The 12,245-nt window shown below is 71.5% G+C and carries 11 protein-coding genes; 10 read left to right on the top strand and 1 reads right to left on the bottom strand.

Features of this window, described 5'->3' with window-relative positions; all coding sequences use genetic code 11:
* Nucleotides 1-226 precede the first annotated feature (226 nt).
* The 9 genes from pyrH (at nucleotide 227) to ACFWFR_RS12055 (ending at nucleotide 9,271) form a co-directional block, all read left to right on the top strand.
* Entirely contained in the window at nucleotides 227-961 is a 735-nt protein-coding gene (gene pyrH / locus ACFWFR_RS12095; protein ID WP_191805742.1) for a UMP kinase, read from the top strand.
* Nucleotides 962-1,059: 98 nt separating this feature from the next.
* On the top strand, nucleotides 1,060-1,617 hold the full coding sequence (gene frr, locus ACFWFR_RS12090; RefSeq protein WP_191805702.1) for a ribosome recycling factor: 558 nt from the start codon (nucleotides 1,060-1,062) through the stop codon (nucleotides 1,615-1,617).
* Nucleotides 1,618-1,638: 21 nt separating this feature from the next.
* Nucleotides 1,639-2,484, top strand: coding sequence for a phosphatidate cytidylyltransferase (locus ACFWFR_RS12085; protein ID WP_191805701.1), 846 nt, complete (start codon nucleotides 1,639-1,641; stop codon nucleotides 2,482-2,484).
* 151 nt (nucleotides 2,485-2,635) lie between these two features.
* Nucleotides 2,636-3,772, top strand: a complete 1,137-nt coding sequence (gene rlmN, locus ACFWFR_RS12080) for a 23S rRNA (adenine(2503)-C(2))-methyltransferase RlmN (RefSeq protein WP_056648690.1) — start codon at nucleotides 2,636-2,638, stop codon at nucleotides 3,770-3,772.
* The gene (locus ACFWFR_RS12075) at nucleotides 3,769-4,320 is read left to right on the top strand and encodes a DivIVA domain-containing protein (RefSeq protein ID WP_056648692.1); all 552 of its coding nucleotides are present in this window, start codon (nucleotides 3,769-3,771) and stop codon (nucleotides 4,318-4,320) included. Before rlmN ends, ACFWFR_RS12075 begins: the two co-directional genes overlap by 4 nt.
* Nucleotides 4,321-4,389: 69 nt before the next feature.
* Nucleotides 4,390-5,574 (top strand): 1-deoxy-D-xylulose-5-phosphate reductoisomerase, encoded by a 1,185-nt coding sequence (gene dxr, locus ACFWFR_RS12070; RefSeq protein ID WP_377623127.1) that lies wholly within the window; start codon nucleotides 4,390-4,392, stop codon nucleotides 5,572-5,574.
* A gap of 171 nt (nucleotides 5,575-5,745) precedes the next feature.
* Nucleotides 5,746-7,056 carry an RIP metalloprotease gene (locus tag ACFWFR_RS12065; protein WP_191805699.1) on the top strand — a complete coding sequence of 437 codons (1,311 nt, stop codon included), beginning with the start codon at nucleotides 5,746-5,748 and terminating at the stop codon, nucleotides 7,054-7,056.
* Nucleotides 7,057-7,176: 120 nt separating this feature from the next.
* A complete protein-coding gene (ispG, locus tag ACFWFR_RS12060; protein ID WP_191805698.1) occupies nucleotides 7,177-8,316 on the top strand; it encodes a flavodoxin-dependent (E)-4-hydroxy-3-methylbut-2-enyl-diphosphate synthase in 1,140 nt (379 codons plus the stop codon).
* A 10-nt stretch (nucleotides 8,317-8,326) separates the two neighbouring features.
* Complete coding sequence (locus ACFWFR_RS12055) at nucleotides 8,327-9,271, top strand: GNAT family N-acetyltransferase (RefSeq protein WP_377623126.1); 945 nt, start codon at nucleotides 8,327-8,329, stop codon at nucleotides 9,269-9,271.
* Between the two features lie 16 nt (nucleotides 9,272-9,287).
* On the opposite strand, the gene ACFWFR_RS12050 is transcribed toward ACFWFR_RS12055, so the two are convergent.
* Nucleotides 9,288-10,241 carry an Fpg/Nei family DNA glycosylase gene (locus ACFWFR_RS12050; RefSeq protein ID WP_377623125.1) on the bottom strand — a complete coding sequence of 318 codons (954 nt, stop codon included), beginning with the start codon at nucleotides 10,239-10,241 and terminating at the stop codon, nucleotides 9,288-9,290.
* Between the two features lie 121 nt (nucleotides 10,242-10,362).
* Between ACFWFR_RS12050 and ACFWFR_RS12045 the strand changes: the two genes are divergently transcribed.
* Entirely contained in the window at nucleotides 10,363-12,216 is a 1,854-nt protein-coding gene (locus ACFWFR_RS12045) for a proline--tRNA ligase (RefSeq protein WP_377623124.1), read from the top strand.
* The last annotated feature ends 29 nt before the right edge of the window (nucleotides 12,217-12,245 follow it).

Here is a 12,245-nt window from a genome sequence, read left to right as displayed (position 1 = left end):
GCAGCAGGCCGCGCCGAGCGCCAGCAGGAGCCCGACCACGTCGAAGCGGAGCCCGGCCCACACCTCGACCACACAGGCGAGCCCGCCGACGGCGAGCACCACCCCGAAGGCGGCCAGGTCCCGGCGCACCACGCAACACCCCGGGGACCTTGCGCAGCACCGTCCTCGGAACGTCCTGGGGCAGACCTCGGGAGCTCGGAACGACGAAGAACAGGTGGCGCTGCACATGGGCGACAACATCGAGACCACGAACCCGGTACGACGAGTTCTGCTGAAGCTCTCCGGTGAGACCTTCGGAGGCGGACAGATCGGCCTGGCGCCGGACGTCGTCCAGCGCGTCGCGGGCGAGATCGCCGAGGCCGTGCGCCAGGGCGTGCAGGTCGCGATCGTCGTGGGCGGCGGCAACTTCTTCCGTGGGGCCGAGCTCTCGCAGCGCGGCCTGGACCGCGCGCGTGCCGACTACATGGGCATGCTGGGCACGGTCATGAACTGCCTCGCGCTCCAGGACTTCCTCGAGCAGGCCGGCGTGGACACGCGCGTGCAGACCGCCATCACGATGGGTCAGGTCGCCGAGCCGTACATCCCGCTGCGCGCCATCCGCCACATGGAGAAGGGGCGCGTCGTCATCTTCGGGGCGGGCGCGGGCATGCCCTACTTCTCGACCGACACGGTCTCGGTCCAGCGCGCCCTCGAGACGCACTGCCAGGAGGTCCTCATGGGCAAGAACGGTGTCGACGGCGTCTACAGCGCGGACCCGCGGACCAACCCGGACGCGGTCAAGCTCGACCACCTCACCTACACGGACGCGCTCGTGGGTGACCTCGCCGTCATGGACGCCACGGCCCTGAGCCTGTGCCGCGACAACGACGTGACCATGCGCGTCTTCGGCATGGGAGACCCGGGCAACGTGACCCGCGCGCTCCTGGGGGACAATATCGGGACACTGGTCACCACGAGCTGACTGGACGACCGACGCACGACCCGGGGCGCGCTGCGTCCCGGTGCGCCCCCACGGCGCACAGGACGGCAAGCCCTGCAACGCACGACGAAGGAGCACTGGTGATCGACGAGACCCTCCTCGAGGCCGAAGAGAAGATGGACAAGGCGATCGAGGTCGCCAAGGAGGACTTCGCCAACATCCGCACGGGACGTGCGAGTGGCGCGATGTTCAACAAGATCACGGTCGAGTACTACGGGGCCCCCACGCCCCTCCAGCAGCTCGCCTCGTTCAACACGCCCGAGGCGCGGACGATCGTCATCTCGCCCTTCGACAAGACCGCTCTGTCGGCGATCGAGAAGGCTATCCGTGACTCGGACCTGGGCGTCAACCCGTCGAACGACGGGAACATCATCCGTGTCGTGCTCCCCGTCCTCACGGAGGAGCGTCGCCGCGACTACGTGAAGCTGGCGAAGGGCAAGGCCGAGGACGCCCGCGTCTCGGTACGCAACATCCGTCGCCGTGCCAAGGAGCAGCTCGACCGCATCGTGAAGGACGGCGACGCGGGCGAGGACGAGGGAACGCGTGCGGAGAAGGAGCTCGAAGCTCTCACCAAGAGCCACGTCGACACGATCGACGCGCTGCTCGCCGGCAAGGAGAGCGAGCTCCTCGAGGTCTGATGCAGAACGCCGAACGCACCGATGACACGTGATGCTGTCGCGTCCGAGCCCCGGCGTACGCCGAAGGCCGGGCGCGACCTGCCGAAGGCGATCGCCGTCGGCGTCGGGCTCCTCCTCGTCGTGGGGGCCTCGCTGGGGTTCCGTCCCGAGCCGTTCGTCCTGCTGGCGATCGCAGCGGTGGGTGCCGCCCTCTGGGAGCTGAAGCAGGCCTTCCTGCGTCGCGACATCCACCTGCCGCTCCTGCCGCTCCTGGTCGGCGCGGCGGGGATCCTGATCTCGTCGTACTACGCCGGCCCTGAGGCCCTCATGGTCTCGTTCGTGCTGACCGTGGCGGGCGTCGTGGTCTGGCGGGTGATCGACGGCTCGGGCACGGCGGCTGTGCGGGACGCCGCGGCCGGCACCTTCGCGACCGCGTACCTGCCGTTCATGGCGGGGTTCGTGATGATGATGCTGGCGAACCCGGAGAACGGACGGATCCAGGTCCTGCTGTTCATCCTGCTGGCGGTCGCCAACGACGTCGGCGGGTACGTGGCAGGCGTGCTGTTCGGCAGGCACCCGCTGGCACGCTCGATCAGTCCCAAGAAGAGCTGGGAGGGGTTGGCGGGCTCGTTCGTGCTCGCGACCGCGGTCGGCGTCGTGGGAGCGGTCTACGGCCTCGGTGCGAGCCCCGTGATCGGTGTCGCGCTGGGTGTCATGGTGCCGCTCACGGCCACCGTGGGGGACCTGGCCGAGTCGATGATCAAGCGCGACCTAGAATTGAAGGACATGGGGTCCCTCCTGCCGGGGCACGGAGGTGTCCTCGACCGCCTGGACTCCATGCTCCTGACTGCCCCGTTCGTGTTCCTGCTGCTGTCCGTCTCGCTCTGAGACGGTCCCCGCGAGGGGAGGCAGGGCCCGATCGCCCGCGTGCGTGCCGGTCCGCGTGAGAACGCCCCGGCACGCTCGCACGCTCGCCCCGGTCCGCACCGGAGCGTGGTTGCTCTGACCTGTTCCACCCGTTCCAACCTCTGGATCCACCATGTCTGTTCGCCCGTCCGTCGAATCGAAGCCGCTGCCGCTCGTCATGTCGGCACCCCGCCGCGGGAAGCCCCCGCGTCACTTCGCCGACCTCTCTGCCGAGGAACGGACGGCGGCCGTCGTGGAGCTGGGCGAGAAGCCCTTCCGCGCGAAGCAGCTCGCGACGCACTACTACGCGCACTACACGAGTGCTGCGGAGGACATGACGGACCTGCCCAAGGCCTCGCGCGACCTGCTGGTCGAGAACCTGTTCCCGCAGCTGCTCACCCCGGCGCGCGTGATGCAGGCGGACGGCGGGACGACCGTCAAGACGCTCTGGAAGCTCTTCGACGCGGCGAAGGTCGAGTCGGTCCTCATGCGGTACCCGAACCGGTCGACGCTGTGCGTCTCGAGCCAGGCCGGCTGCGGCATGGCGTGCCCGTTCTGCGCGACGGGCCAGCTCGGCCTGACGCGCAACCTGTCGACCGCGGAGATCGTCGAGCAGGTGCGCTCGGCCGCGAAGTCGCTCGCCGACGGTGACATCCCCGGCGGCCCGGCCCGGCTGAACAACCTCGTCTTCATGGGCATGGGCGAGCCCATGGCCAACTACAAGGCCGTCATGGGCACCATCCGTCAGCTCATCGCCCCGGCCCCCGAGGGCCTGGGCATGTCGGCGCGCAACATCACCGTCTCGACCGTGGGCCTGGTCCCGGCGATGAACAAGCTGTCGGCCGAGGGCATCCCGGTCACGCTCGCGCTCTCGCTCCACGCCCCGGACGACGACCTGCGCAGCGAGCTCGTCCCGATCAACACCCGGTGGTCGGTCGACGAGACGCTGGACGCTGCCCGCAACTACTTCGAGGTCACGGGCCGGCGTGTCAGCATCGAGTACGCGCTCATCAAGGACATGAACGACCACGCCTGGCGCGCGGACCTGCTGGGCGAGAAGCTCACGGCCCGCGGTTCGGGCTGGGTGCACGTCAACCCCATCCCGCTCAACCCGACGCCGGGGTCGATCTGGACCGCGAGCGAGCGCGACGTGGAGGACGAGTTCGTCGCTCGCTTGCGCGGGCACGGGATTCCGACCACTATTCGTGACACACGCGGCAGTGACATCGATGGTGCGTGCGGACAGCTGGCAGCCGAGGAGGAAGAGTGAGTGCGTTGTTCAGCACCGTCTCGAAGGTGCGCAACGGGTACGACCCCGAAGAGGTGGACGAGTTCTTCGACCACGCACGTCAGGTCTACGAGGGCAAGAAGCCCGAGCGCCTGACGAGCACGGACATCCAGGTCTCGATGTTCGACCTGGTCCGTGGCGGGTACGACACCCACGAGGTCGACGCGGCCCTCGACCGCCTGGAGGGCGCGTTCATCGCCCGCCAGCGCGCCGAGTACGTCGCGGTCAACGGGCAGCAGGCCTGGATGAACGCGCTGGCCGAGCGGGCGCGCAGCCTGTACGGCCGCCTGGGACGTCCGGACGGCGAGCGTTTCGCTCCGGCGGGCCGTGGCGAGTCGGGCTACGACATGGACGACGTCGACGACCTGTGCGACCGCCTGGTGGCGTACTTCGACCGCCAGGAGCCCATCACGGCCGCCGAGATCCGCAGCGCGACGTTCGCTCGTCGTCGCGGCAAGGACGGCTATGCCGAGGGACCCGTGGACGCGTTCTTCGCCCGGGCCATCGAGGTGCTGCTCGGCGTCGAGTGACGCCCGCGTGAGGCCCGCCCGACGCCGTCGCGCGCCTCGGGCCGTCCCCGCACCTGGGAGGATGTCCCCATGAGTCTGCGCAGCGTGACCCTCCTCGGGTCGACCGGATCCATCGGCACCCAGGCGATCGACGTGATCTCCCGTCACCCCGACCGCTTCCGCGTGGACGCGATCTCGGCCGGAGGTGCGAACGCCGAGCTGCTCGCGCAGCAGGCGATGGCACTCGGCGTGCAGCGCGTGGGTGTCGCCGACCCTGCGCGAGCCGCCGAGGTCGAGGCCGCCCTGGCAGCCCGGGCTCAGCGTGCGGGGGGTCGGCCCGTCGACGTGCTGGTCGGCCCGGACGCCGCGACCGAGCTCGCGGGGGCGGGGTCGGACGTCGTGCTCAACGGCATCACGGGGTCGGTGGGGCTCGGTCCCACGCTCGCTGCTCTGGGTGCGGGCTCGACGCTCGCGCTGGCCAACAAGGAGTCCCTCGTCGTGGGTGGAGTCCTCGTCCAGGACGCGAGGCAGCGTCCCGACCAGATCGTCCCCGTCGACTCGGAGCACTCGGCGATCGCGCAGGCCCTGCGCTCGGGGCGCCGTGAGGAGGTCCGTCGGCTCGTGCTGACGGCGTCCGGGGGACCGTTCCGCGGGTGGGCCCGCGACGACGTCAAGGCCGTCTCACCGCAGCAGGCGCTCGCGCACCCGACGTGGGCCATGGGCCCGGTCGTGACGATCAACTCCGCGACGCTCATGAACAAGGGACTCGAGCTCATCGAGGCCCACCTGCTGTTCGACGTGCCGACCGACGAGATCGCGGTCGTCGTGCACCCGCAGTCGGTCGTCCACTCGATGGTCGAGTTCGTGGACGGCTCGACCATCGCGCAGGCCTCGCCCCCGGACATGCGGCTTCCTATCGCCCTCGGGCTGAGCTGGCCGGATCGCCTGGGGGAGGTGGCCGCCGGGTGCGACTGGACGGCTGCGACGGCCTGGACGTTCGAGCCGCTCGACGAGGCGCTCTTCCCGGCCGTGGGGCTCGCCCGCGAGGCGGCGTCGGCCTCCGCGACGCACCCTGCGGTGTACAACGCAGCGAACGAGGAGTGCGTCGCGGCGTTCCTGGAGGGCCGCATCGGGTTCCTGGACATCGTCGCGACGGTCGAGCGCGTCCTCGGGGAGCACCAGGGAACCTCGCGAGCGGCGGTCTCGTTGGACGACGTGACGGCGGCGGAGACGTGGGCCCGTGCCCGGGCTCACGAGATCCTGGCGCAGCGCTGAGGTGCTCACGCGGAAGGCGTCTCAGGGAGCACGGTCGGTCTCAGGCATCGTCCAGCGATCGGCGGTAGGTTCGCCCCGTCCGGTCCGTGGTGGTCCGTCCAGGCCCTCCGACCGTCTCGCACTCGTCCTGGAGTCCTCCCGGACCCCACAGCCTCCCCGAACGGAGATCTCATGACCGCGGTGATCGCGATCCTCGTCGTGCTGGTCGGCATCCTGGTGTCGATCGCGCTGCACGAGGTCGGGCACATGGTCCCGGCCAAGAAGTTCGGCGTGCGCGTGAGCCACTACTTCGTGGGGTTCGGCCCCACGCTGTGGTCTCGCACCAAGGGTGAGACGGAGTACGGGGTCAAGGCGATCCCGTTGGGCGGCTACGTGCGGCTCGTGGGGATGTACCCCCCGGCCCCGGCGGGCAAGAAGCAGTCGGACGGGTTCTTCGGGCGCATGGTCCAGGACGCTCGCGAGATGAGCGCCGAGGAGATCCTCCCCGGCCAGGAACCGCGCGCGTTCTACAACCTCTCGGTGCCCAAGAAGATCGTCGTGATGTTCGGCGGGCCCTTCATGAACCTCGTGATCGCGTTCGTGCTCATGACGATCGTGCTGGTCGGCATCGGTCTGCCGCAGGCGACCACGACGGTCGGGCTCGTGCCGCAGTGCGTCACGCCCGCCTCGGCCCCCGCGGACTACGAGTGCACGGCCGAGGACCCGCTCACGCCGGCGGCCGAGGCGGGCCTGGAGCCGGGCGACACGATCGTCTCGTTCGACGGTGAGCCCGTCACGTCGTGGGACTCGCTCGTCGGCAAGATCACGGGCGCTGCGGGGGAGACCGTGCCCGTGGTGGTCGAGCGCGACGGCGAGCGCACCACGCTCGAGATCACCCCGGCGGAGGTCGAGCGACCGGTCGTGGGCGACGACGGCCAGTACGTGCGCGACGACGCGGGCGAGCTCGTGCTCCGCCCCACGGGGTACGTCGGGGTGGCGCCGACCCAGGAGCGCGTCTCCGAGCCGTTGTCGGCGGTCCCGGAGGCCATCTGGCAGCAGGTGAGCGGCACGGCCGCGATCATCGTCTCGCTGCCCGCACGGCTCGTCGACATCGGTCAGGCAGCGTTCGGCGACGAGGCACGCGACCCCAGCTCGCCCGTCGGCCCGGTCGGGGTCACGATCGTGGCGGCCGATCTCCTGGACGCGGGCGAGGGGGACCTCGTGGGGCAGGTCGCGACCATGCTGAGCCTGCTGGCCTCGCTCAACATCGCGCTGTTCGCCTTCAACCTCATCCCGCTCCCGCCGCTCGACGGCGGGCACATCGCGGGAGCCCTCTACGAGGGCGCCAAGCGCCAGGTCGCCAAGGTCCGGGGGCTGCCGCGCCCGCCGCACGCCGACGTGGCCAGGCTCGTGCCGCTGGGGCTGGCCATGTGGGTCGTCCTGCTCGGCATGGGGCTGCTGCTGATCTACGCGGACATCGTCAACCCGGTCCGGATCACCTGACCGGCACGGTGAAGATCTCGCGAAGAGTCGCGTGCGGAGCGGGGCGGGGTGGGCCGTTGGGCACGGTGCGGGTGCTGGGCGGGGGATACTAGGTCCGTGAGCGTACCCATCAGCCTTGGCATGCCAGCAGCACCTCCGCCGGTCCTCGCGCCGCGCCGCAAGACGCGCAAGATCAAGGTCGGCAAGGTCGACGTCGGCGGCGACGCCCCCGTGAGCGTCCAGTCGATGACCACGACGCCGACGACGGACATCAACGCGACCCTCCAGCAGATCGCCGAGCTGACCGCGTCCGGCTGCGACATCGTGCGTGTCGCGGTGCCCAGCCAGGACGACGCGCTCGCGCTGCCCGCGATCGCGAAGAAGTCCCAGATCCCCGTGATCGCGGACATCCACTTCCAGCCCAAGTACGTGTTCGCGGCGATCGACGCGGGCTGTGCCGCGGTGCGCGTGAACCCGGGCAACATCCGCAAGTTCGACGACCAGGTCAAGGAGATCGCTCGCGCGGCCTCGGACGCGGGCACCTCGATCCGTATCGGCGTGAACGCCGGGTCGCTCGACCCGCGGCTGCTCGCCAAGTACGGCAAGGCGACCCCGGAGGCCCTCGTCGAGTCGGCCGTCTGGGAGGCGTCGCTGTTCGAGGAGCACGGCTTCCACGACTTCAAGATCTCGGTCAAGCACAACGACCCGGTCGTCATGGTGCGGGCCTACGAGTTGCTCTCCGAGCGCGGTGACTGGCCCCTGCACCTCGGCGTGACCGAGGCGGGCCCGGCGTTCCAGGGCACCATCAAGTCGGCGACGGCCTTCGGCGCGCTGCTGAGCAAGGGCATCGGCGACACGATCCGTGTCTCGCTGTCTGCCCCGCCGGTCGAGGAGGTCAAGGTCGGCATCCAGATCCTGCAGTCGCTCAACCTGCGGCCCCGCAAGCTGGAGATCGTCTCGTGCCCGTCGTGCGGTCGTGCCCAGGTGGACGTCTACACGCTCGCCGAGAAGGTCACCGCGGGACTCGAGGGCATGGAGGTCCCGCTGCGCGTCGCGGTCATGGGCTGCGTCGTGAACGGCCCGGGCGAGGCCCGCGAGGCGGACCTCGGTGTCGCGTCGGGCAACGGCAAGGGGCAGATCTTCGTCAAGGGCGAGGTCGTCAAGACGGTGCCGGAGTCGATGATCGTCGAGACGCTCATCGAGGAAGCGATGCGGATCGCCGAGACCATGACGCCGGAGAACGACGCACAGGCCGGTCCGCCGGTCGTCACCGTCGGCTGAGCCTGCGGCGATGGCGCGCTGGCACCCCCCGGGGCCGTGGTCCCGGCCGGAGGCCGCTCGGGTCCTGACGGACGCGGACGTCCCGGCCGCGCTCGCGGTGTGCGCCCTGGACCCGGTCGGCTCGGTCCTGGCCGCCTCGCGGATCGTCGAGGCGCCGCGGCTGTCGCAGAGCGGCGGACAGGTGTGGGGCTTCCCCGCGCAGGGACCGCTGCTCGCGATCTGCTGGGCGGGGGCCAACCTGGTGCCCGTCGTCCCCGTGGGCGGTGCCGAGCACGCGCAGGCGCTCGACGCGTTCGCGGCCCTGGCGCGCCGGTTCGGTCGCCGCGCCTCGTCGATCGTGGGCGAGCGCGCGGCCGCGCTCGGACTGTGGGACCGCTTGGCGCAGCACTGGCCCGCGGCTCGCGACGTGCGCGACGACCAGCCCTCGCTCATGATCGACCGCGCACCCCAGGTCGAGCCGGACCCCCTGGTCCGCCGGTCGGTGCCCGCAGAGCTCCCGCTCGTCCTGCCCGCGTGCGTGCGCATGTTCGTCGAGGAGGTCGGGTACTCACCGGTCGCCGCGGGCGGCAACGCGTACGCCGAGCGCGTGCGCGGGCTCATCACCTCGGGGCGCTCGTTCGTGCGGCTCGCGGGCGGGGTGCCCGCGCCGTCGCTGCCGAACGGGGACAGGGACCCGCTCGCCGCGGTCGCCCTGCCCGAGCGCACCGTGGCCTTCAAGGCGGAGCTCGGCGCGGTCACGTCCGCGGTCGCGCAGGTCCAGGGCGTGTGGGTCGATCCTCAGCTCCGCGGGCGCCGCCTGTCGGAGTCGGGCATGGCCGCGGTCGTGGAGATCACGCGACGGGAGATCGCGCCGGTCGTCTCGCTCTACGTCAACGCGTACAACGAGCGTGCGCTCGCGACGTACCGTCGCGTGGGGTTCGAGCAGGTCGGGACGTTCGCGACCGTCCTCTTCTGAGGACGGCCGCCGGTCCTCAGCGCAACAGCCTCGACATGCGCCGGTCGGCGAGCACCTGCCCGCCGGTCTGGCACGTCGCGCAGTACTGCAGGCTGCGGTCCGCGAACGAGACCTCGCGGACGACGTCCCCGCACACCGGGCAGGCCTCGCCCGTGCGCCCGTGGACGCGCATCCCGCGCCGCTTGGCGTCCTTGAGCTCGGCGGCCGGCCTGCCCGACGACGTCGCGACGGCCTCGGAGAGCACGTCCCGGATCGCGGCGTGCAGGTGGGCCACGTCGTCGGCCTCGAGGCTGCGGGTCAGGCGGAACGGGCTCGTCCTGGCGGCGTGCAGGATCTCGTCGGAGTAGGCGTTGCCGATCCCCGCGATGAGCCGCTGGTCGCGGAGCAACCCCTTGAGCTGCTGGTTGCGTGCCGCGAGCAGGCGGGCGAGCTCGGCGCGCGTGAAGTCGGGCCCGAGGGGCTCGACGCCCAGGGTCGCGATCGCGGGCACCTCGGCGGGGTCGTGGACCACGTGGACCGCGAGCCGCTTGCGCGTGCCCGCCTCGGTCAGGTCGAACCCCGAGCCGTCGTCGAAGCGGACCCGCAGTGCGAGGACCGCCCGCACCCCGCCCCGGCTCGAGGTCGGGCGCACGGGCGTGGTCGGCGCGTCCTCCGACCAGCGCAACCAGCCCGCCCGGGCGAGGTGGAAGACCAGGTGGAGCTCGCCGTCGGGCGCTGTGCCCGTGGCGCCAGCGCCGCCCCCGGCCGTCCCGCCCGCCCCGGCGCCCGCGGTCGCGGGACGCACCCCGAGGTCGAGCCACTTGCCGTGCCGCGACGCACCCGTGACCGTGCCTCCGACCAGCGCCGACAGGGGAGGCGAGAACGTCTTGAGGGCCACGATCGAGGCGAGGTCGGCCGCGACGACGACGTGACCGGTCGCGCGCTCGTCGAGGAACCGGACGAGCGCCTCGACCTCGGGCAGCTCGGGCACGCTTCCATGGTGCCCGCTCCCGCGCGGACGCGCACCGCCGGGGGCTGGTGCCCGGGGGCCACCTGGGGCCGCTGCGGGGCCGCTGCCGGGCGCCGTATCGCGCGACGGTAGGATCGGGCCCATGTCTTCAGCCTCCAGCCGGGTGGTCGGTCCCCCCGTCAAGCCCCTCAAGATGACCTCCCTGTTCCTGCGGACGCTGCGCGAGGACCCGGTCGACGCCGAGGTCGCGAGCCACAAGCTCCTCGTGCGCGCCGGCTACATCCGTCGTGCCGCTCCTGGCATCTACACCTGGCTCCCGCTGGGCCTGCGCGTGCTCGCCAAGGTCGAGGCGATCGTCCGCGAGGAGATGGAGGACGCGGGCGGCCAGGAGGTCCACTTCCCTGCGCTGCTGCCGCGCGAGCCCTACGAGGCCACGGGTCGGTGGGACGAGTACGGCGCCAACCTGTTCCGCCTCACGGACCGCAAGGACGGCGACTACCTGCTCGCTCCCACGCACGAGGAGATGTTCACGCTCCTCGTCAAGGACATGTACTCGTCCTACAAGGAGCTGCCGCTCACGCTGTTCCAGATCCAGACGAAGTACCGCGACGAGGCACGTCCGCGCGCAGGCCTCATCCGTGGCCGCGAGTTCATCATGAAGGACGCGTACTCGTTCGACGTGACCGAGGAGGGGCTCGAGGCCTCGTACCAGAACCAGCGCGCCGCCTACCAGCGGATCTTCACGCGCCTGGGTCTCGAGTACGTGATCGTGGCCGCGACGTCCGGCGCCATGGGTGGCTCGCGCAGCGAGGAGTTCCTCAACCCGACCGCGATCGGTGAGGACACGTTCGTGCGCTCGCCCGGCGGCTACGCGGCCAACGTCGAGGCCGTCGTCACGCCCGTGCCCGAGGCCCTGCCCTACGACGACGCGCCCGCTGCGCACGTCGAGGACACCCCCGACACCCCGACGATCGACTCGCTCGTCGCGCTCGCCAACGAGCGCTTCCCGCGCCCCGACCGCGAGTGGACCGCAGGCGACACGCTCAAGAACGTCGTGCTCGCGCTCACGCACCCCGACGGGCGTCGCGAGGTGCTCGTCGTGGGCCTGCCCGGCGACCGCGAGGTCGACCTCAAGCGCCTCGAGGCGTCGGTCGAGCCCGCCGAGGTCGAGCCCGCGGGCGACGCCGACTTCGCCGCGCACCCCGAGCTCGTCAAGGGCTACATCGGCCCCGAGGTGCTCGGCCCGCAGGGCCTCCAGGTGACCGTGCCCGCCGAGGGCAAGACCCCCGCGTCGTCGCACTCGGCCGTGCGGTACCTCCTGGACCCGCGCGTCGTCGAGGGCACCCGCTGGATCACGGGCGCCAACGAGCACGGCAAGCACGTGTTCGACCTGGTCGCCGGGCGTGACTTCACGGCCGACGGCACGATCGAGGCCGCCGAGGTCCGTGCGGGCGACCCTGCGCCCGACGGCTCGGGTCCGCTCGAGCTCGCGCGCGGCATCGAGATCGGCCACATCTTCGCGCTCGGACGCAAGTACGCGCAGGCGCTGGGACTGACGGTCCTCGACGAGAACGGCAAGCAGGTCGTCGTGACCATGGGCTCGTACGGGATCGGCGTGACGCGCGCGCTCGCCGCCCTCGCCGAGGCCAACCACGACGAGGCCGGCCTCGCGTGGCCCGCGCACGTGGCCCCCATGCACGTCCAGGTGGTCGCCACGGGCAAGGACCAGGCGGTCTTCGAGGCCGCCGCGTCGCTCACGGCCGAGCTCTCGGCGCGCGGCGTCGAGGTCCTGTACGACGACCGGCCCAAGGTCTCGCCCGGCGTGAAGTTCAAGGACGCCGAGCTCCTGGGTGCCCCGCTCGTCGTGGTCGTGGGCCGCGGGCTCGCGGACGGCGTCGTCGAGGTGCGCCCGCGCCAGGGCGGCGAGCCCGTGCAGGTGCCGGTCGCAGGCGTCGCCGACCTCGTGACCGAGAAGGTCGCCGAGCTGCTGGCCTGACCTCGTCGCTCACGCCGCAGCACCTCGGC

This window comes from Oerskovia sp. NPDC060287 (assembly GCF_042726775.1).
GTDB classification, from domain to species: domain Bacteria; phylum Actinomycetota; class Actinomycetes; order Actinomycetales; family Cellulomonadaceae; genus Oerskovia; species Oerskovia merdavium.
This window is presented reverse-complemented; position numbering and strand designations above follow the sequence as displayed.